This window comes from Arthrobacter sp. P1_B3, from assembly GCF_056406615.1.
On the sequence record NZ_JBFTZV010000002.1, the window covers coordinates 129668 to 149222 of the forward strand.

Sequence of the window (19555 nt, forward strand, 5' to 3'; positions counted from 1 at the left end):
GCGTCGCGGGGCAATTTCAGCGTCAGAACAATGTTTCCTGCACGGCCGGGACGTCCGAGCCGTGGTCCCCGAGTTCGATCATCCGGGCCTTGAGCTGCCCCAGGTTCACCACGAATTCCAGTTCGCCGCCATCCAGCGCCGCCAGCGCAATGCTGCCGCTCAGCGAATCGACCCKGAACCCGTGCGTTCCGGTCCCCAGGTCGTGGGGGTAGGCATGCCGGGCGGCCGGGGCGCAGGCGTTGGCAGAGAGCTCCGGCCGGACCCACCGCTCATCCACCACTTCAAAGCCCTCCCGGCCGGCACCGGCGAGCAATGTCCGGACCACCCCTGCCAGCCGCCCGTTCACGGCATCGAGTTCGACGGCGGCTGCCGGTGCCACGAGCGCAGCCGCTTTGGCGGCGGCGCGGACCTGCTGCGGCAGCCCGGCGTCGCGCGTGATCATGTCCTCAAGGATGCGTACCACGCGGCCGTCCCCGGCTCGGGCGACGTACCGGGCGACCACAGCGCCCTGCTCGGCGAGCCGGTTCCATTTGCGCGGGTGGGACGCGGTGCCGACCTTGCTGGCCCCGTTGGCGAAGGTGGCGACGTAGAGCCAGTGCGGCTGCATCAGGTACGCGCGCAGGCCCGGCGGGACCCTGCCGCCGCGGTGGAAGTCGTGGATAAGCCGGGAGTCGTCCAGCACGAAGCACCGTTCGCACTGGCTGCCCTTGGTGGCGGCAGCCCGGGCGGGGCAGAGGACGTGGTCCCGGTCCGCCGGGCCGTGGACCACGTGACGCCCGAGGCAGTGCTTCCCGTTGGCGGCGAGCCGGAAACCGAGCCGGGTGCCGGCGTCGAGCGCCAGTTCGGTGAGGGTGCCGTCAGGGTCCTGCAGGCGCATCACCGGGAGCCCTCCGCCGGGCTGTCCAGGTCCGGGCGCGGGAACCGGCGCCGGACCATCCCAAAAGACCCCGTGAACCAGATAGCGGGTATCGGTCACGGGGGCTCCTTGAGTGGTGTGTGGCTACAGAGCCGGCTGCACGCCAAAGGCTACCGCGAGCTTCATGATCTTCTCGGCGCGGCCCAGGCGCGGCAGGTCGGAGCCGTCGCGGATGACGCGGCCGCTGGCCTCGAAGTCGGCCATGAAGTCCGTGGCCCACGCGACGTCGGACGGCGTGGGGCTGATGACCTCGTTGATGACCGGCGTCTGGTCGATCGCGAGGCAGAGCTTCCCGGTCATCCCCATCATCACGGTGATGCCGGTCTGTTCGCGCAGGATCGGGTGATTCGTGCCGACGGTGGGGCCGTCGATGGGGCCGGGCAGGTTGCCGACGCGGCTGGCCACCACCAGCTTGGCGCGGGGGTAGGCCATGGCTTCGGCGGTGGCCGCCATGCCGGTGTCGCGGCGGAAGTCGCCCGAGCCGAAGGCCAGGCGGAAGGCGCCCTGGGCCTTCGCGATGTTGTTGGCTTCCTCGATGCCGACGGCGGACTCGACCAGGGGGATGACCGGGGTCTTGCCGTCCATCCGGTGGAAGCTCTCCGTGACCTGGTCGGCCGATTCGGTTTTGGCCAGCATGATGCCCAGCAGGCCGGGAGTGCCGCGCAGCCCGGCAAGGTCGTCGGCCCAGAACGGGCTGGTGGCGTCGTTGATCCGGACCCACGCGCTGCCGCCGGCGGTCAGCCAGTTCACGACGTTGGCGCGGGCGATGTCCTTCTGGGAGGGGTCCACCGCGTCTTCGATGTCGAGGATGATGGCATCGGCCCGGGAGACGGCGGACTGGTCGAAGAGATCGGTCTTCATCGCGTTCACCAGCAGCCAGGAGCGGGCGATGTCGGCCGGGATGTTGCGCTGGGGCCGAAGTGATTCGGCGGTGGTGGTAGAAGTCATGCATCTACGCTAGCCGCCCGGGGGCACTTGCCGCTAAGCGATCCGGCCCTCAGGGGCGACCATTACGACCAAAATCATGTCCCTGCCCAACCAGCTGGCAGCAGAAGCCGTTTTCAGGACTCCAAACGGCCTCGCCTGCCAGCTAGTCGGGGTGGGTTACGGCGGGACTGGCTAGGGGATGTTGCTTCCCCTGGCCGCGATCCAGAGGCCGTACCACTCGGCGCGGGTCATCGCCTCGGCGGCCTCGGCGGCACCGGCGCAGGCGAGGATCCTGTCCGGGTTGGCGGTGCCGATCACGGGCGCAATCCCGGCTGGGTGCTTCATGAGCCAGCCCAGCACGATCGCCTCCCCCGTGGTCCCCTTCGCGGCGGCCAGGGCGGCCACACGGGCGCTGGTGGCCTCCTCTGCCGGCGTCGGCACGGCCGCCGGCGCACCGGTGTACAGGCCGCGGGCCAGCGACCCGTATGCCTGCAGCCGGATGCCGTTCCGGACGCAATGCTCCACGGTGCCGTGCGGGAAGCTGTAGTCCGTGCCCTCAGCGTGGTTGACCAGCACCGTGCTTTCGAGCCAGGCCCGCTTCAGCAGGCTCATTTCGAGCTGGTTGCCCACCACGGGCACCTCGAGCCGGTCCTGCAGCATCTCGATCTGCGGGCCCGACATGTTGGACACGCCCACTGCCCGCACTTTGCCCTCGGCCATGAGCTGCCCGACGGCGGATGCCACCTCCGCCGGATCCATCAGGGGATCGGGGCGGTGCAGCATGAGCACGTCGACGTAGTCCGTGCGGAGCCGGGCCAGGCTTTCGTTGACCCGCGCCAGGATGCCGTCCCGGCTGAGGTCGTAGTAGGCCTCCAGGCCCTGCTCGCCCAGCCGGATGCCGCATTTGGTCTGCAGCCGGATCTTCTCCCGCAGCCCGGGGGTCCGGGCCAGGACCTCGCCGAAGACGGCTTCGGCTTTGCCCTTGGTGTAGATGTCCGCGTGGTCAAAGAGCGTGATGCCCGCGCTCATGGCGGCGTCGACGGCGGCGGCCGCCTCGTCCACGTGCGCGGACGAGTACGGTTCCGCCGACCAGTTCCCGCCCAGGCCCATGCAGCCGTAGACGAGTTCCTGGGGAAGGTTCCCGTCGAGGGCGGCCGCGCCGGACGAATCCTTCGGTGCGGGCCTCACCGCAGCCAGACGGTGGTGTTGGCCGGCAGCTGTCCATCTTCCAGCGGGCCGCTGCTGACCAGCACCTCGCCGGCAGGCAGGTCAACCGGTGCGTCGCCGAAGTTGGTCACCGTCTGCCAGCCGCCGGGACGGCTGAAGCGCAGGACGTCGGCGCTGCCGGCTTCCTGCCATTGCAGTTCCTCCGAGGTCTGCAGTTCGCGGCGCAGCTTCAGGGCCTTGCGGTAGAGCTCGAGGGTGGAACCTTCCACGCCGTCCTGGGCTACCACGGCGTAGCGGCCGAACCAGGCCGGCTGGGGCAGGTGCGCCCCGCCGGCGCCGAAGCCGAACGAAGTGCCCTCCGGAGCCCACGGCAGCGGCACGCGGCAGCCGTCGCGGCCGATCTCTACGCCCTTGTTCCGGAAAAAGGTGGGGTCCTGACGCTCGGTGTCGGGGATCTCGGTGACTTCCTGCAGGCCCAGTTCCTCGCCCTGGTACAGGTAGGCCGAACCCGGCAGGGCCAGCATCAGCAAGGTGGCGGCGCGGGCCCGGCGCAGGCCGAGTTCGACGTCGAGCTCTTCGACAGGGGCGCCGGCCAGCAGCCAGCCCTTGCCGTCCTGGCCCTGGGCGTGCTTGCCGCCGCCCTGGGGTAGGCCGTAGCGGGTGGCGTGGCGGACGACGTCGTGGTTGGAGAAGACCCAGGTGGAGGAGGCCCCGGATTCCGTGGCCTCGGCGAGGTTCCGGGCGATGATTTCGCGGAACTCGCCGGCGTCGAAGTCGGCCTGCAGGAGGTCGAAGTTGAACGCCTGGCCCAGGCCCTCCGGGCTGGCGTAGCGGGCGCGGCGGGTGGCGTGCACCCAGGCCTCGGCGACGGCCGTACGCGGCGGGTTGTACTCGTTGAACACCTCGCGCCATTCGGCGTAGATCTCGTGGACTTCGTCGCGGTCCCAGAACGGGTGCGAGCCGTCCGGGAATCCGTCCGTGCCCGTGTTGGCGGCGCTGAGCTCCACCTTGGAGATCAGGGGCTCGGTGAGGTCCTTGGTCAGCGCGTGGGCGACGTCGACGCGGAAGCCGTCCACGCCGCGGTCGGACCAGAAACGGAGTGTCTTGAGGAAGTCGTCACGGATTTCGCGGTTGGCCCAGTTCAGGTCCGGCTGTTCCTTGGCGAAGATGTGCATGTACCACTGGCCGGGTGTGCCGTCGGGCTCGGTGATGCGCTCCCAGGCGGGGCCGCCGAAGACGGACTCCCAGTCCGAGGGCGGGAGCTCGCCGTTTTCGCCGAGGCCGTCGCGGAAGATGTAGCGTTCGCGGGCGGCGGATCCGCGCGGGGAGGCCAAGGCCTCCTGGAACCATTCGTGCCGGTTCGAGGAGTGGTTGGGGACGATGTCGGCGATCAGCTTGATGCCGGCGGCGTGCAGCGCGGCGGACATCTCGTCGAAGTCCGCCAGGGTGCCGAGCTTGGGGTCCACGTCGCGGTAGTGGTCGACGTCGTAGCCGCCGTCGGCAAGCGCCGAGGGGTAGAACGGGGAGAGCCAGACGGCGTCGATCCCGAGTTCCTTCAGGTACGGCACCTTGGCGGTGATGCCCTTGATATCGCCCAGGCCGTCACCGTTGGAATCGGAAAAGCTCCGCGGGTAGATCTGGTACACCGATGCCTGGCGCCACCAGTTGGGGTCGGCGGCGAGGTCGGAACCGGACAGGGTTGCCAGCGTGGCGGTGTTGGTCAAAGGAGATTCCTTCGGGTCTGGGAGGGCTTCTGGTAATTTAGATACAAGCTAAATATATTGCCTGAACAATTATGGGTCCGGGGACAGAAGAGGTCAAGAAGTGATGCCGCACGCAGCCGCCGCCACGCCGCAACTGCTGCGCCGTGTCAACGCCCAGGCCGTGCTGCGCCACATCCGCGGCGCCGACGTTGCCACCGGAACCGAGCTCATGGCCCTGACCGGGCTCACCCGGGCCTCGGTGATTGCCGTCTGCGAGGACCTGATCGGCCGGGGCTGGATCGTGGAGCTGGACCAGCCCCGCAATGAACCCCATGCTGGCTGGGGCGTGCCCCCAGTTCCGCGAAAGGGCCGCCCTGCCCGGCGCTTTGCCTTCAACCGGGAGGCGGGCTTCGTGCTGGGCCTCGACATTGGCGCCGCGACCACCACCGCCGCCGTGGCCGACCTCCGCGGCAGGGTGATCGGCCGCTCCAGCGGGAGCTTCCGCGCGGCGGACATCCCCGCCCTTGAGCGGATCGGCGTCGTCGATCTCGCCTGCCGCCAGGCGCTGGAAGCAGCGGGAGCAGACCCGGGCAGGGTTCTGGCCGTCGGCGCCGGGATCGCCGCACCGGTGGACCGGGACGGCAACGTCCTCGTGACGCAGCGGTTTTGGAGCCTGTTCGACGTCGGGCTCCGCTCAGCGCTGAAGGAGCTGCACGGCTGGACCGTGCTCCTGGAAAACGACGCCAATCTGGCCGCGCTCGGTGAGCGCTGGCGCGGGTCCGGCGTGGGCGTGGACGATCTGGTGGTGCTTTTGGCGGGCGAACGGCTGGGCGCCGGAGTGATGGAGTCCGGGCGCCTGCTCCACGGCCGCGGCGGGGCCGCCGGCGAGATGGGCTATCTGGACATGGTGGAGGGCGTTGGCTCCAGCGACGGCATCGCGGCCCTGGTGAGGCAGTGGTCCGCGGCAGACGGTGGGCCATCCGCGGGCGGTCCGGCCAGCGCGCCGCGCGTCTTCGCGGACGCGGCCGCCGGGGACGCGGCGGCGCTGGCAATCCTGGACCGGATTTCGGAGCGCATGGCGCGCGTCATCGCCTCGATCGCGAGCCTGATCAACCCCGAGCAGGTGGTGATCGGCGGTGCCGTCGCCGAGTCCGCCGGCGTGCTCCTGCCGGGCATCACAGCGCTGCTCCCCCGCTTCACCGCGACTCCCCCGCGAGTGACGGTCTCGCCTCTGGGCGACGCGATCGTCACGGCAGGCGCGGTCCGGCATGCCCTGGACTACGTCGAGGCGAATGCCCTGGAGCTGGCCCTGCCCGCGCCGGCCTGATCCTTAGTCCGGCATGATCATGGTGCGCAGGTCCAGCTGCCGCAACACCCGGTCTGCGACTTCCGGGTCCATGCCCGGTTCGTTCCGGGCCGCCACGACTTCCTGGCGGGCCGCGTCGAGGGCGATTGTCTGCACGGCAATCGCCAGTTCGCGGCCGCGTTGGCGCTGCTCCCCCGCGCTTTCATTCTTTAGGCTCCCGTCCAGCAGCTCGGCATGCAGCCGGGTCATTTTCTCCTTCACCAGCGCCACCTTCTCCGCCGGCAGTTCCTTCATCAGCTCGTTGTCCTTGAGCGCGGCGATCGCTGCCTGTTGCGCTCGGCGGGCCAGCACGCGGGCGGCGTCGCGTTCTTCCGAGCCGTCCTCGGACGCTTTCAGGACCCGCATGAGCCACGGCAGCGTCAGCCCGGGCAGCACCAGGGTGGCCAGCAGGACCGCGCAGGCGATCACCAGCAGCTCGCTCCGGGCCGGGAACGGCGCGCCGTCCGCAATCGTCAGCGGAAGGGCCAGCGCCAGCGCCAGGGTGGCCAGGCCGCGCATGCCGCACCAGGTCAGGATCAGCACGTCCTTGGCCGAGGTAGGGCGCAGGACGTCCTTCCTGGCCCTGGACAATCCGGACATCATGGCCAACCAGGCGAAACGGGCGGCGAACACGAGGACGCACACAACCGCCGCCGTCCCGATCATGCCGAAAACGGCGCTGCCTTCCTCATGGATGACCTGCCGTATTTCCAGCCCCACCAGCCCAAATGCCAGGCCGGTGATCAGCAGTTCCACGACGTCCCAGAACGCGGCGCGGGTGACTCTCTCCGCGGCGTCCCCGGGCCTGGAGTGGCGCTGGATTTCCAGGGCGGTGACGACGACGGCGATCACCCCGGAGGCGTGCAGCTCCTCGGCCAGGATGTAGGCGGCAAACGGCACCACGAGGGTGACGGCGCTGCGGGCCACCATGAAGGTCACGAGGCGGGTGATCAGGCTCGTGAACCAGCCCACGCCGATCCCCACGACCACCGCGATCGCGGCTCCGAGGACAAACTGGGGGACGACGTCGGAGGCGATCTTGGTGCCGGCTACGGCGGCGGCCACGGCTGCCTGGAAGATGACGATGGCGGCGGCGTCGTTGAAGAGGCCCTCGCTCTGGAGCACATTGATGAGCCGCCGCGGCATATGGACTCGGCTGGCGATGGAGTCCACGGCCACGGGATCGGGCGGAGCCACCATGGCGCCCAGGGCGATCGCGGCCGGAATGCCGATGCCCGGGATCATGAGCCAGGCCGCGCCGGCCACCACCGCCGTCGAGACCACAACGAGTGCGACGGCGAGCATGAGCAAGGTGCGCCAGCGGACCCGGAAAACGGCCCAGGAACTGCGCTGGGCCGTCGCGAAGAGCAGCGGCGGCAGGAAGATGGGCAGGATCAGCTCGGGCGAGATCTGGATCTCCGGGAAGCCGGGGATGAACGTCAGGGCGACGGCCAGGAGCAGCATCAGCACGGGGTAGGGCAGCTTCAGCCGGTCGCCCAGGCCCACGGCCCCCACTGTGGCCAGCAGGAGTCCAACGATAAGTGCCAACTGGTCCATGTGCCCGCTTTCCCCGGAGGCGGGCCGGGGGAATCCCGGGTGGATGCACGGGCCGCCCCCACTACCCTATCGAGGTCAGCGGTGCCGGGCTTCCGGTGCCGGGCCTATGGTTGCAGGGCTGCCGCGAGCGGGAGGGTGCCGTCCCGGAACTCGATGGTGCGCCCGATCGTGCCGGGCAGCCCGAGGACCGCCGCCGCCACCAGGGCGACGTTGGCGCGGGCGGTTGCGGTGCCGTCCGACGTATCGGCGGGGTCGACGTCGATCATCCCGTTGCCGGGTCCGGCCGTCAGCGTGCCGGGCCCCAGAATGGTCCAGTCAAGGCCTGAGCCGCGCAGGTAGGCATCCGCCGCGGCCTTGGCCTCGGCGTAGGCGAAGAAGCCGTTGTCGGCGGGGACCCCGTGGTCCGGCCCGGCGCCGAAGTAGGAGACCATGACGTACCTGCTGACACCGGCTTCGGCAGCGGCGTCCATCGAACGGATCGCGGCGTCCCGGTCCACGGCGTAGGTCCGTTCGGGGCTGCCGCCGCCGGCCCCGGCAGAGAACACCAGGGCGTCGTGGTTCCGCAGGGCATCGGCGATCTGCGCCGTCGTCGCGTTCTCCACGTCCAGAAGCGTCGGCGTGGCCCCGGTGGCCGCGACGTCGGCCGCATGGTCCGGGTTGCGGATGAAGGAGGTGACCTCCTGCCCGTCCGCCGTCAGGATCCTGGACAGTTCCAAAGCCACCTTGCCGTGGCCGCCGATGATTGCGATTCGCGTCATGGACCCATTCTGTCCCACCTGATGGCGAACTGCTGCCCCATGGTCCAGAGGTTGGTGGTGGTCCAGTAGATCAGGACGCCGATGGGGAACACGATGCCGCCCAGGCCGAAGACGATCGGCAGGCCGTACAGAAGCACCTTTTGCTGGCGCAGGAAGGGGCTCTCCAGGGCCTCGTCGGACAAGGTCCTGGCCATGATCTTCTTCTGCGCGATGAACTGCGCGGCCGTCATGGCCAGGATCATCACGATGGAAAGGACCCACACCGAAAGTTGGCTGGTGCCGCTGCCGTGCAGCAGGGATGCGGACAGCGGGGCGCCGAAAATGGTGGACTGGTCGAACTGATTGACCTGCTCGGCGCTCATGGCACCGATTCCTTCGCCCTGGCCGGCCGCGGTGCTGACGCCGGAGAGCACCTGGAACAGCGCGAAGAAAAAGGGCAGCTGAATCAGCATGGGCAGGCAGGCCGAGAACGGGTTGGTGCCGTGCTTCTTGTACAGGGCCATCTGTTCCTGGGCCATGGCCTGGCGGGACAGCGGATCGGTCTTGCCCTTGTACTTCTCCTGCAGCTTCCTCAGGTCCGGCTGCAGCAGTCCCATGCGCTGCTGGGCATTGACCTGCTTGAGAAACACAGGGACCAGGGCGGCACGGATGACCAGCACCAGCCCGATGATGGACAGGGTCCACGTCCAGCCACTGGCCGCCGGCAGGCCGATGGCGCTGAGTCCGTCATGGAAGCCCGCCAACATGGCCGAGACCAGCCATCTGAACGGGCCCATGATGGTACCGAAGAAGTCCACTGGTATCCCCAACCGTCAGGTGCTGCAAAACTACGGTGAAACGGGCGGCTTGTCACGGGCTCAAGCTGCGTGAGGGCATGAGACCGGGAAACTCAGCCGGACCCGAACCGCCGGGTGGTGGCATGATGGGCGCATGAGCCAAGTCACATGCGATCTGACTATCTCCCTCGACGGATTCGTCGCCGGCCCGAACCAAAGCCTGGCGGACCCCCTGGGCGAGGGCGGAGAGCTCCTGCACAGGTGGCAGTTCGAGGAACCCGAGTCCAACGCAGCCGAGCGCGAAGGCATCCTCGCGGCAGGCGCCTACATCATGGGACGGAACATGTTCGCAGGCCCTGGGGCCTGGGACGAGGGATGGCGGGGATGGTGGGGTGAGGATCCGCCCTATCACGCACCCGTGTTCGTGCTCACCCATCATGCACGCGAGACCCTGGAGATGCAGGGCGGCACCACGTTCAACTTCGTGACCGATGGGATCGAATCGGCGCTGGCCCAGGCGCGGAAGGCCGCCGGCAGCAAGGATGTGGCCATTGCCGGAGGAGCGCAGACCGTCCGCGAATACCTTTCGGCGGGGCTGATCGACGAGCTGCGGCTCCACATCTCGCCCATCCTCCTGGGCGCGGGCGAGCGGCTTCTGGACGGCGTCGCGAACCTCAAGCTTGAGCCGACGGAAGTAAGCGGTACCCGCCTCGTCACCCACGTGCGTTATCGGGTAATCCGCTGACAAGCTGACCGGGGAAACCAAGAGGCGGCGTTCGGAAAACTCAATCCCATGGAGACAGAAAGACCCCCGGAATCTCAAGGATTCCGGGGGTCTCGGTTCATCCGCAGGAGGCATCCCAGGCGTCAGCGGCCTGTGTCATTGTGCGATGCGCGCCGCGCTGGTCCGGGAGACGGTGGTGTAGCCGAACCGGGAGCCCGTGACGCGGACGGTGAGCTTGGTGCCCTTGTCGGCGGTCCGGACCTTGTAGGTGGATGCATAGGCGTCAGAGATGACGACGCCGTTGCGGAGCCAGCGGTACGTGAAGGCAGTGCCCCAGCTCCAGGTTCCCCGCTTCACGGTCAGGACATTCCCGGCCGTGAGGGTGCCGACAATCGTCGGCGTGGCCGAAATCAGGGGCAGACCCGCCACCCTCGCCGAAGCGTTGATCGTCTGGTACATGCCGCCCGGCACAGTCGGGAACACGCTGGCCGAGAGCTTCGTGCCGGCGTCGGCCTTCGTCAGGACGTAACTCCAGCCGTAGGCCCCGGCGATCTGGACGCCGTCGCGCAGCCACATTACGTCCGAAGTGATCCCCGCCCGGTCATACCAGGGGTCGGGAGTCACGGTCACCTTCGACCCGACGGTCAGGGTTCCGGTAATGGCCCGTGTCGACTCACGCGCGGTCACGGGCTTGGGTGCGGTGACTTTTACCCGGGCGGTGGTGTAGCCGGGGGCGGACGCAGTCACGAGGACGGTGAGGGTCTTGCCAACTTGGGACCCGTCCGGGGTGAAGCTCGGGCCGGTGGCCGCTACCGTCCCGTCCGGAGCGAACCAGTTGTAGGTGACCTTCAGCTTGTCGGAGGGCACGGACCAGGTCCCGGCCGACACCTTCATCACAGAGCCGGTCACGGCGTCCCCGGTCACGACCGGCTTGGTGACATTCGTCAGCTGCTTCAGCTCCACCCCGGCGGCGGCCGGCACGGCGACCGCGTTGGAGTAGATTTTGGTGTCGTACCAAGAAGGGTCGGTCATCAGGACCAGGGTGTGGCCCTGGTCCTTGGCCGTGATCTTGTAGGTCAGCGCGGTGGCTCCGGAGATCGGGACGCCGTCGCGCAGCCACTGGTAGGTGTGCGCCCGGTTGTCGCCAGACCAGGGAACATCATCAGCGGCAGTGAGGACGTCCCCCAGGCCGGTGCCGCCGGTGACCACGGCGCCGGGGGCTGGGTCGAAGTCAGAAACCTTTCGCGGTACAGAGGTCCCGGTGGCCGGCATAAACCCGGGAGCGTGGCCGGTGACCCTGACGCTGAGCAGCCCCGTCGAACCCCTCGGGTCGAACACATGCGCGGTGGCACCCGGGATGGGCGTGCCGTCGCGAAGCCACTGGTACTGGCGGTAGACGACCGGAGCGTCCCGAAAACCCGCCCCTGCGTACACGAGGCGGCTGGGCCTATCCGGGTGGGTGTCATACGTACCGATACCAATGTCCCCCGCAATGAGAGACTGGACGGCGCCGCCGGCGGTCGTGACGGGGGCGGTTTTGGTGGACTGCAGGGTCGTATTTGCATAGCTCGGGGCTACCGCCGTGGTCTTGACCCGGATGCCCTTGCCGAGGTCCGCCTCGGTAAGCCGGTAGGTGGTGCCGGTGGCGCCCAGCACGGGCACGTCGTTGCGCAGCCACTGATGCGTCAGCGTGGCGTCCGCGGGATCCCAGTCACCGTCAACAACGGTCAGGGTTCTGCCGACCTGGAGGGCCCCGCCGATGCCGGGCCGCGGACCGGCGACGGCGCCGCTGACCAGCACCGGATAGGCCGATCCGTTTTCGGCCGTGCAGTATTTGACGAAGTCGACGACCGGGCCGCAGGAATCGAGGTTCGGCGGGATGACCCACTCATGGGAGGCCTGCGCCGGAACGGCGAGGCCGGCAAGCGAGAGCGCGGCGAGTGCCCCGGCGATACCGAGGCGGATGGTCTTCTTGTTCAATTGTTCCCCCAGTCTTTGAGCCGGCTCCCGGCTCCCCCGTCGCCGAGCATAGTATCCAGACACGTTTTGGGCAATGTTTGCGCAGGTCAGGGCGCCGGGATCTCGTTATCACGCGATTTGGGTCACGCGGCATTGCTGGCACAGCGGATACTCCTGCAGGAACGGAGCCAGCCTCTCCTGCAGGGCCTTGAAATCCCATCCGTACATATACAGCGCTGTTTCCTGAGGTCGTTGCCAGTGACTGCTCACGATCCCCAACCCTCCAGCAATCGACCGCATTCTTCGTAGACATGATTGGAGTCGCAGTCCCGATACACATCGTCTGGAAGGTCGGTGCCGTTGAGGTAGAGGGCCAATCCTTCATGTGCGCCGAAATCGATTCGACGGTCTTGGTCTGACACGTACAGGGTGGAACCCTTGGGCGCGAGCATTGTGGCAAGGGTTTCGGATACGGCATCGACCGTCACATCGGACAGTTCGTCAATTTCGATATCGCACTCAGTAACCTCACCGTTGGCCGCCATCTGGGTTCCCCCGCCAACGACGAGGATTCCGAACGAGGCCTGCTCCGGGAACGCACCAATGTTGGGCTTGCAGCGGCGCGTGCACGCGGCCGCAACGGAGGCCGACCCACACTATTGGACAGCGCCAAGGTCAGCAGGGCGAAGCAGTTGCACGCGGCTGGCGTCAGGAGCCCCCGAGAGACCGCGGACGCGGTAGGCGTCTCGGTTGCTACGCTGTACCGCTACCTAGCCAAGTGAAGCCCTGACAAGAGAAAGCCCCCGGTTTATGCCGGGGGCTTTCTCGTACACGGGCAACGGTGTCGGTGAAGTAGCATGCCCGTGGGCCGCAGGCGCACCATCCGACCCGCCGCCTGCCAACGAGGCCAGGACCCCATCGGGACGCGCACGTGAGCGAGGCGGCCGGAGCCGCTACCCGGGAACTGCACCCTCGTACAGGGTGAGCTGGTTGCCCTGCTCCGCGAAAGCGTGGCCGACAATCGGCCCGTCGACCGAGCCGGTACGGACCCACATCGCAGCTTCGACAAAGCTATATGGATTGGTCCCGTAGGGCGGGTAGCCCCAGGGCATCTCGTAGTTGTCGAAGACGTTCGTGAGGTACCAGGTCCCGAAGGTGCTGGTCAGTTGCACCTGAGTGGCGATGTTGCGCCCGCTCACCGGTGATTTCCAGGTCTTCAACGCTTTCCACTCCGCGTTGTTCCCCACGTGGAAGGTAAGGCTGCCGTCCGGTGTCCCATTGGGCGTCCCAAACGAGTTGCGGCCGATCTCCAGAATCGGTTGGAGGGGAGCCGATCCGTTGGGCGCGCCGTACCACTGGCGCCAAGTGAAAACGGTGCCATCGTTGAACGTCAGCGCCCCCCAGGTATATGCAGTCGTCCACGGCTCCTTCCCGGAGTTGTAGTTCCCCCACTGGTGCTCAAACCAGATCGTGCCGGTGAGATGGCGGGTCTTACCGCCGATGGTGACGGTGCCCTTGCTCTTCGAAATCGGACCGGTGTAGTAGTACGACAGGGAGTACAGGTTGGCCGGATCCAGGTTCTGCCCGTTCCAGGGGATGTTCTGATTCTCAAAGCCGGCAAGCCCGACCGGCATGTAGCCGTACGGTGACTGGGCCGTGTTCTCCATGTCCATGGCGAGGGGTGAGTTCCCGTTGTTTGCGGCAACACCCGTGAATTGGAAGCGCCACGTGTCAGGCTCGGCACGGTACACCGTGGTGAATTCCACGTTCTCGCCTTTGGCGTTGTACTGGAAGTCGTCCGGCGAGGTCGAGTCCGGCGGCCGTGTCGCCTGCAATGAGCCAACAGCAGTCGGCTGGTGCGACCAGATCAACTCCTGCTTGGCGAAGTCCCCGAACGAGAAGCTGACGCCTTGCTGCCACAGCGAGGGCCCTCCGGGCGCACTCGGGTTGTTCGTGATGTTGTAGAAAACGCCGAACTCTTCCCCGGTGTCGTCATCGGTGAAGAAGCCGGTCCAGTAGTGCCACTCCTGGACCTGGCCGCTGTCGAAGATTCCGCCCGTGTGCCATTTGTGGTCCTGCGGCAAGAGGTACAGGGCATGGCCGCTGACTTCCTGGAACGGGCCAGGCTCCCCGGGGGCGGCCGCGCTTTCCGGAGGAGCGACGCGGGCCCCCAACAGACCCGCCGTGGCGGCCATGGCCAGACCCGATTCCAAGACCCTACGGCGGTTGATTCCTGTTCCTGACGCGCGGGCGACGTCCGCACTTTCACCATCGCGCTCGGTCACCGGGCGATGTTTCTGCTCTTGGGTCTCATACATAGCTAAACCTCCTGGTGGACCCCCACTGGCCTTCGTTGTCTGAGGCCGACTAATCGAGGATCCGTCGCGGGTCTGCGGCGCTGGGTGGCCGATTCGAACGCCGCGCATCAAACGCCCCATACGAGAGAATGCTGATCCGGCCATCCGGTTCGAGCATTTCCAGCGGGGCTTGGTGCGGCCACCGAAGGGTGGCCGCCGTTCACCATTCCGTCCCGGCTTGGGATTGTGGTCAACCTCGGGATGAGCACTCAGGAATCCAAGCCTCAATCCTGCTTGGTGCGGCCGGGACCGGTGCGGCCACGCTCGCAACCGTCACGTGAGGGTTCGCCCCGACCACAGTCAATCCAGTAACACTTGCGGCGGCGCGCGGGCCGATGCTTCGTGATTCACGTCGACCTCGGCTTCGCCACGCTTCCACATGGCAATCTCCCGGGAAACCGTCAGCTCGAAGTCTGCTCGGATCCCTTCGTCCAGCATTACCCCGGATGACATTGCAGGGCAAGACCCGCAAATTCCGAATGGACCAGTTCAGCACAGATCAGGCGTCTCCGACCCGGGGAGCTCATCAGCCCGGTGCGTGCTCGGGTACCGGGGGACGGAGGCATTTTGCGGTATCTGGCCGACTTTGACCGCGCCTTCGGGGTCGTCCTGGAGGACGGACGGGTCCCCGCATGACCGATGCGAAGGAAACCGCCGGGCAGATCGCCCGCCCAAAGTTGTATTACGCAGCCAGTCGCCCGTGACATGCCAACTCAGCCTTCCAATAGACAAGCCCGACGCTCACAGGGGGGGCAGCCCCGTCCACAGGCCACGGTGGACCCCAGTGCCGCTCCACATAATTGTTGGCCCGCCCTTGAACCCGTCCGGAGTATCCATTTTGTATCCATCGGGGAGAGAAGTTGGTGGTTTTCTGGGGAAAGGGAGAGACCTCTATAACCGGCAGACCCTCCCGAAACAGAAAAACCCCCGGAATCTCAAAGGATTCCGGGGGTCTTGCCTGTAGCGGTGGGGAGGCTCGATCTCCCGACCTCACGATTATGAGTCGTGCGCTCTAACCAACTGAGCTACACCGCCATAAATGAGGAAAACCTGCGCTAAGCCGGTCAAAAACCGCCTTGACACAGGCCCTCATCCAGAGCCCCCCACCGGAATCGATCCGGTGACCTCGTTCTTACCAAGAACGCGCTCTACCACTGAGCTAGGGGGGCAACGAGTAAATACTCTACCGGAAGATTCGCTCACCAACAAATCGGCGGCCGGACGGCGTCGGACGGGCCGAAACCGGCGGAAATCCGGGCTCCCAGCACGGTCCTGGGAGCCTAAAACGGCACCCCGGACCCGCCGGCCGCCTCGGCTGTGACGAAGCGAACACGGGGCGGAATGCTTAAAGCAAGAACGGGCCGGCTCAGGGAGCCGGCCCGTTCTCAGATAGTGCTAGTGGTTACCACTTGTTGCGGGGCTTGAAGCCGCCTTCGGTGCGGGGCTTGCGGGTGTCGGCGCCGAAGCTGCGCTGCTCGGAACGCTCGCTGAAGGAGCGGCCGCCACGGTCAGCGGAGGACCGCTCGCCGTCGCCCTTGCGGAATTCGCGCTTGAAGCCGCCGTTGCCCTTGAAGTTGCCGCTGCCGCCGGAGTAGCCGCCACGGTCCCCGCCGCGGTCGCCGCCGCGGTTGCCCTGGTAGGAGCCGCGGTCCCCGGAGGGCTTGCGGCCGTTGTCGAGCTCGAGGTGGATCAGCTCGCCGCCGATCCGGGTGCGGGACAGGGCCTTCAGCTGATCGGCGCTGAGGTCCGCCGGGAGCTCCACGAGGGAGTGATCCGAGCGGATGTCGATGCCGCCGATCTGGGCCGAGGAGATGCCGCCTTCATTGGCAATGGCGCCAACGATGGAACCCGGCATGACGCGCTGGCGGCGTCCGACGGCGATCCGGTAGGTGGCGTTGCCCTCGGTCAGGGTGCGGGTCGGGCCGCGTGAGCCGAAGCCGTCCTTGGAGCGCTCGCGCTTCTGGAACTCGGGCGCTGCCGGCAGTTCCTTGACCAGGAGCGGCTGTCCGCCCTGGGCCATGACGGCCAGTGCGGCGGCGATCTCCGAGGCCGGCACGTTGTGCTCTTCCTCGTAGGAGGAGATAAGGTCGCGGAACGCGGCGACGTCCTCGGACTCGAGGGTCTCCGTGATGCGCTCGGCGAACTTGCCCAGGCGCAGCGTGTTGACGGTCTCGGCCGTGGGCAGGTGCATCTGCTCCACCGGCTGGCGGGTCGCCTTCTCGATGGAACGCAGCAGGTACTTCTCGCGCGGCGTCATGAACAGGATCGCGTCGCCGGAACGGCCTGCGCGTCCGGTGCGGCCGATGCGGTGGACGTAGGACTCGGTGTCGTGCGGGATGTCGTAGTTGACCACGTGGCTGACGCGCTCGACGTCCAGGCCGCGGGCGGCGACGTCGGTGGCGACAAGGATGTCGATCTTGCCGTCGCGCAGGGCCTCGACCGTGCGCTCACGCTGCTGCTGCGGGATGTCGCCGTTGATGGCGGCGGCCTGGAAGCCGCGGGAGCGCAGCTTGTCGGCGAGGTCCTCGGTGGCCATCTTGGTCCGCACGAAGGCGATGACGCCCTCGAACTCTTCGACCTCGAGGATGCGGGTCAGCGCGTCGAGCTTGTGCGGGCCCATGACCTGCAGGTAGCGCTGGCGGGTGTTGGCGCCCGTGGTGGTCTTGGACTTGACCTGCACCTCGGCCGGGTTGTTCAGGTACTGCTTGGAGAGCCGGCGGATCTGGCTCGGCATCGTGGCGGAGAACAGCGCAACCTGGCGGCCCGCGGGGGTCTGCTGGAAGATCTGCTCCACGTCTTCGGCGAAGCCCATGCGGAGCATCTCGTCGGCCTCATCCAGCACGAGGTACTGGAGTTCGGACAGGTCGAGGGAACCCTTGGAGATGTGGTCGATGACACGGCCGGGGGTACCGACGACAACCTGGGCGCCGCGGCGCAGGCCGGCGAGCTGGGGGCCGTAGGCGGAGCCGCCGTACACCGGGAGGACGGTGAAGTCGTCGATGTGCTTGGCGTAGGAGGTGAAGGCCTCGGCAACCTGGAGGGCGAGCTCGCGGGTGGGAGCCAGCACCAGGGCCTGGGTCTTGCGGGAGGGGCCGTTGAGGTCGTGGAGCTCGGCCAGACGGGACAGCGCCGGTACTGCGAAAGCTGCAGTCTTACCGGTGCCGGTCTGGGCCAGGCCCACGACGTCGCGGCCTTCGAGCAGCAGCGGGATGGTTGCTGCCTGGATCGGGGACGGCTTCTCGTAGCCGACGTCCTGCAGGGCGGCGAGGACGCGGCCGTCGATGCCGAGGTCTACGAACTTGACGCCTTCTTCCTCGGCGTCCTCGTCCTTGGCCGGGGCGGAAGTGGCCTCGGTCTTGGTGTCAGCCTGCGGGGCAGCCTCGGCGGCCGGTGCTACAAAGTTCGCAGGAGCCTCGGTGAATTCCGGGGCGGAGCCGGCTGCGGGTGCAGCCGTTTCAGAAGTCTCGACGTCGCTCTGAACGGTTTCGGTGTCGACGGAGTTGTTCTGATTTTCGGGCATAGGTGAAATTTCCTCATCCATAGGGGCCAAGCGGCACAACCCGAGGTGAGCGGAGCCGCAGTACGCGTGACACGAATTGCCGGGCGTACGTTGACCGGCGGGTCACATAGAAGTCCGGCGCTTTCGCAATCCCGTGGCAGGACTTCCCGCTGCATCTCTTGGCTGCTATCCCAGCAGTCTGTACAGCGTTTTCTTTTGCCGGCTCTCCCTATGAAAATGCCCGCATCACATTTGCGGGCCCCAACACTTGCCAGTCCTGCCTCAAGAATTGGGCAGGAATAAGGGATTTCCGGAGTGGGGGATATTTCAAGTGTAGGGCATGGATCAGAACAGTGGAAATTGAGAGGCCGACGGCGGACGGTGAGCTTGCGCACACCGGCGCACCAGTCCTAGACCCCGAGGCGGCGCTGCAGCTGCTCGAAGCCCTGGTGGTACTCGGGCTGCAGGCGGATCTGGCCGTCGGCGTCGGCGTCGCGCAGGGCCTCCATGTCCTCCAGGGTGGGATCGGTGAACCACTTGGCGATCGTCACCCCGTGCGCGGGGACAAAGAGCCGGTGGATGTGGTTCCCGGCTTCGATGTTGCCGGTCCGGACCACCCGGAGGTAGGTGCCCACCCGGCCCGCCTCGGTGAACCGCTTGACCCAGTGCGGCTCGCCCATCCGGCGCTGGAAGGTGGCGCAGGGGATGCGCGGGGAGGTGACCTCCACCTCGACGTCCAGTCCGATCTTCCAGCGTTCGCCGATCACGGCGTTGGAGGCGTTGAGGCCCGTGATCCGCAGGTTTTCGCCGAAGGTGCCCGGCGGCAGGTCCCGCCCGAGCTCGCCGGCCCAGTAGTCGGCGTCGTCCTGCGAATACGCGTAGAGTGCCTGGTCCTCGCCGCCGTGATGGATCCTGCTGGCCTGGACATCACCGCGCAGGCCGAGCTTGTGGACCCGCACCGGACCGTCCACGGGGCGCTTGTCGATCGCGGTGACCCCGACGCTGCCGGGATCATCGAGCAGCTGGTGAACCCTGCAGACAGCAAGCACAGATGCGGTTTCCATGGCACCAGTGTAGGCCTGCGCACGGCCGGGCACCGGACTCGGCTCGGGCACGCTGGCCCGGCCGGCACCGCAGACACGTGGAGCCCATCCATCGTCCGGGATCCGGAGGCCGGTTAGGCTGGCGTCGGGAAACGCACGCAAGCCTTCCGCGGGACAAACACGTCCCGCGGCCATACGTGAGGGGACGCATTTGGGCCGCAACGACGAGCACCCGGATAAGCACCCGGATAAGCAACGGCAGGACCGGAAGCAGCCTCCGTGGCAGGTTCCACAGCCCGAGCTGCGGCCCGAGCTGCAGAACCAGTCCGGCCAGCCCGCGCCGCCGGGGCTTCCGGCAGACACCGCTGCCCCCGGCGCCGTCTTTGACCCCTTCGCCCGGGAACGCGAGCGCGAACTGGCGAGCGCGGCCGCGCGGAGGAAACGCTCGCAGCGCCGCACCGTCGTCGTCGGGCTGGGCGTCACGGCGCTCCTGGCCGGCACTATCACCGCCATGGTGGCCAGCAACGAGGACGAGGCCGACTACGCCCAGGTGTGTTTCAACGACGGCCCCGGCGAGCGCGTCGAGGACGCCCAGTGCAATAACAGCAGCACAGACGGCCGCAGCTCCGGCGTCTATGCCTGGTACTTCTACTCCCGCGGCGCCAGCGTGCCCGGGGTGGGCCAGAACCGGTCAGGCTACCCCAGCTACAGCAGGACTGTTCCCACCGGGGCCAAGGCGTCCACGGGATACAGCCGCACGGGCGGCACGGTCAGCAGGGGCGGCTTTGGCGGCAGCGCCAAGGGCGGAAGCACGGGAGGCTAGG

Annotated in this window: 15 protein-coding genes, 2 tRNA genes and 1 pseudogene; 4 read left to right on the forward strand and 14 right to left on the reverse strand. The window is 67.5% G+C overall.

Features of this window, described 5'->3' with window-relative positions; all coding sequences use genetic code 11:
- Positions 1 to 22: 22 nt before the first annotated feature.
- The 4 genes from AC1D2F_RS03340 to AC1D2F_RS03355 all read right to left on the reverse strand — a co-directional run bounded on the left by AC1D2F_RS03340 (position 23) and on the right by AC1D2F_RS03355 (position 4734).
- Positions 23 to 976, reverse strand: a complete 954-nt coding sequence (locus tag AC1D2F_RS03340; protein WP_476966167.1) for a DUF2797 domain-containing protein — start codon at positions 974 to 976, stop codon at positions 23 to 25.
- Between the two features lie 24 nt (positions 977 to 1000).
- On the reverse strand, positions 1001 to 1864 hold the full coding sequence (locus AC1D2F_RS03345) for an HpcH/HpaI aldolase/citrate lyase family protein (RefSeq protein ID WP_229992492.1): 864 nt from the start codon (positions 1862 to 1864) through the stop codon (positions 1001 to 1003).
- 171 nt (positions 1865 to 2035) lie between these two features.
- Positions 2036 to 3031, reverse strand: coding sequence for an aldo/keto reductase (locus AC1D2F_RS03350; RefSeq protein WP_290369318.1), 996 nt, complete (start codon positions 3029 to 3031; stop codon positions 2036 to 2038).
- Positions 3028 to 4734: a glycoside hydrolase family 13 protein gene (locus AC1D2F_RS03355; protein WP_476966168.1), complete on the reverse strand. Its 1707-nt coding sequence runs from the start codon at positions 4732 to 4734 to the stop codon at positions 3028 to 3030. The genes AC1D2F_RS03350 and AC1D2F_RS03355 overlap by 4 nt, the downstream gene beginning before the upstream one ends.
- Positions 4735 to 4837: 103 nt before the next feature.
- Between AC1D2F_RS03355 and AC1D2F_RS03360 the strand changes: the two genes are divergently transcribed.
- On the forward strand, positions 4838 to 6040 hold the full coding sequence (locus tag AC1D2F_RS03360) for an ROK family protein (protein WP_476966169.1): 1203 nt from the start codon (positions 4838 to 4840) through the stop codon (positions 6038 to 6040).
- Between the two features lie 3 nt (positions 6041 to 6043).
- Here AC1D2F_RS03360 and AC1D2F_RS03365 read toward each other — a convergent pair whose 3' ends face one another.
- From AC1D2F_RS03365 to yidC, 3 genes and pseudogenes are all read right to left on the reverse strand, one after another.
- The gene (locus AC1D2F_RS03365) at positions 6044 to 7615 is read right to left on the reverse strand and encodes a Na+/H+ antiporter (protein WP_476966170.1); all 1572 of its coding nucleotides are present in this window, start codon (positions 7613 to 7615) and stop codon (positions 6044 to 6046) included.
- A 104-nt stretch (positions 7616 to 7719) separates the two neighbouring features.
- Positions 7720 to 8373 (reverse strand): NAD(P)H-binding protein, encoded by a 654-nt coding sequence (locus AC1D2F_RS03370; protein ID WP_229992488.1) that lies wholly within the window; start codon positions 8371 to 8373, stop codon positions 7720 to 7722.
- A gap of 20 nt (positions 8374 to 8393) precedes the next feature.
- Positions 8394 to 9170: pseudogene (yidC, locus tag AC1D2F_RS03375) on the reverse strand (membrane protein insertase YidC); the annotation flags it as partial.
- 133 nt (positions 9171 to 9303) lie between these two features.
- On the opposite strand from yidC, the gene AC1D2F_RS03380 reads away from it, so the two are divergent.
- Positions 9304 to 9894, forward strand: coding sequence for a dihydrofolate reductase family protein (locus AC1D2F_RS03380; RefSeq protein WP_476966171.1), 591 nt, complete (start codon positions 9304 to 9306; stop codon positions 9892 to 9894).
- A gap of 135 nt (positions 9895 to 10029) precedes the next feature.
- On the opposite strand, the gene AC1D2F_RS03385 is transcribed toward AC1D2F_RS03380, so the two are convergent.
- Positions 10030 to 11853 carry a hypothetical protein gene (locus tag AC1D2F_RS03385; RefSeq protein ID WP_476966172.1) on the reverse strand — a complete coding sequence of 608 codons (1824 nt, stop codon included), beginning with the start codon at positions 11851 to 11853 and terminating at the stop codon, positions 10030 to 10032.
- Between the two features lie 245 nt (positions 11854 to 12098).
- The gene (locus AC1D2F_RS03390; RefSeq protein ID WP_476966173.1) at positions 12099 to 12377 is read right to left on the reverse strand and encodes a hypothetical protein; all 279 of its coding nucleotides are present in this window, start codon (positions 12375 to 12377) and stop codon (positions 12099 to 12101) included.
- 147 nt (positions 12378 to 12524) lie between these two features.
- Here AC1D2F_RS03390 and AC1D2F_RS03395 point away from each other — a divergent pair, with 147 nt between their 5' ends.
- Entirely contained in the window at positions 12525 to 12614 is a 90-nt protein-coding gene (locus AC1D2F_RS03395; RefSeq protein WP_476966276.1) for a helix-turn-helix domain-containing protein, read from the forward strand.
- Between the two features lie 171 nt (positions 12615 to 12785).
- Here AC1D2F_RS03395 and AC1D2F_RS03400 read toward each other — a convergent pair whose 3' ends face one another.
- The 5 genes from AC1D2F_RS03400 to AC1D2F_RS03420 form a co-directional block, all read right to left on the reverse strand.
- Positions 12786 to 14150, reverse strand: coding sequence for a lipocalin-like domain-containing protein (locus AC1D2F_RS03400; RefSeq protein ID WP_476966174.1), 1365 nt, complete (start codon positions 14148 to 14150; stop codon positions 12786 to 12788).
- A 1000-nt stretch (positions 14151 to 15150) separates the two neighbouring features.
- A tRNA-Met gene (locus AC1D2F_RS03405) sits at positions 15151 to 15224 on the reverse strand.
- Between the two features lie 62 nt (positions 15225 to 15286).
- Positions 15287 to 15358 (reverse strand) — tRNA-Thr (locus AC1D2F_RS03410).
- A 233-nt stretch (positions 15359 to 15591) separates the two neighbouring features.
- Positions 15592 to 17709, reverse strand: a complete 2118-nt coding sequence (locus tag AC1D2F_RS03415) for a DEAD/DEAH box helicase (protein WP_476966175.1) — start codon at positions 17707 to 17709, stop codon at positions 15592 to 15594.
- A 389-nt stretch (positions 17710 to 18098) separates the two neighbouring features.
- Positions 18099 to 18752, reverse strand: a complete 654-nt coding sequence (locus tag AC1D2F_RS03420) for an MOSC domain-containing protein (RefSeq protein ID WP_229992482.1) — start codon at positions 18750 to 18752, stop codon at positions 18099 to 18101.
- 190 nt (positions 18753 to 18942) lie between these two features.
- Between AC1D2F_RS03420 and AC1D2F_RS03425 the strand changes: the two genes are divergently transcribed.
- Complete coding sequence (locus AC1D2F_RS03425) at positions 18943 to 19554, forward strand: Tat pathway signal protein (RefSeq protein ID WP_476966176.1); 612 nt, start codon at positions 18943 to 18945, stop codon at positions 19552 to 19554.
- Position 19555 lies beyond the last annotated feature (1 nt).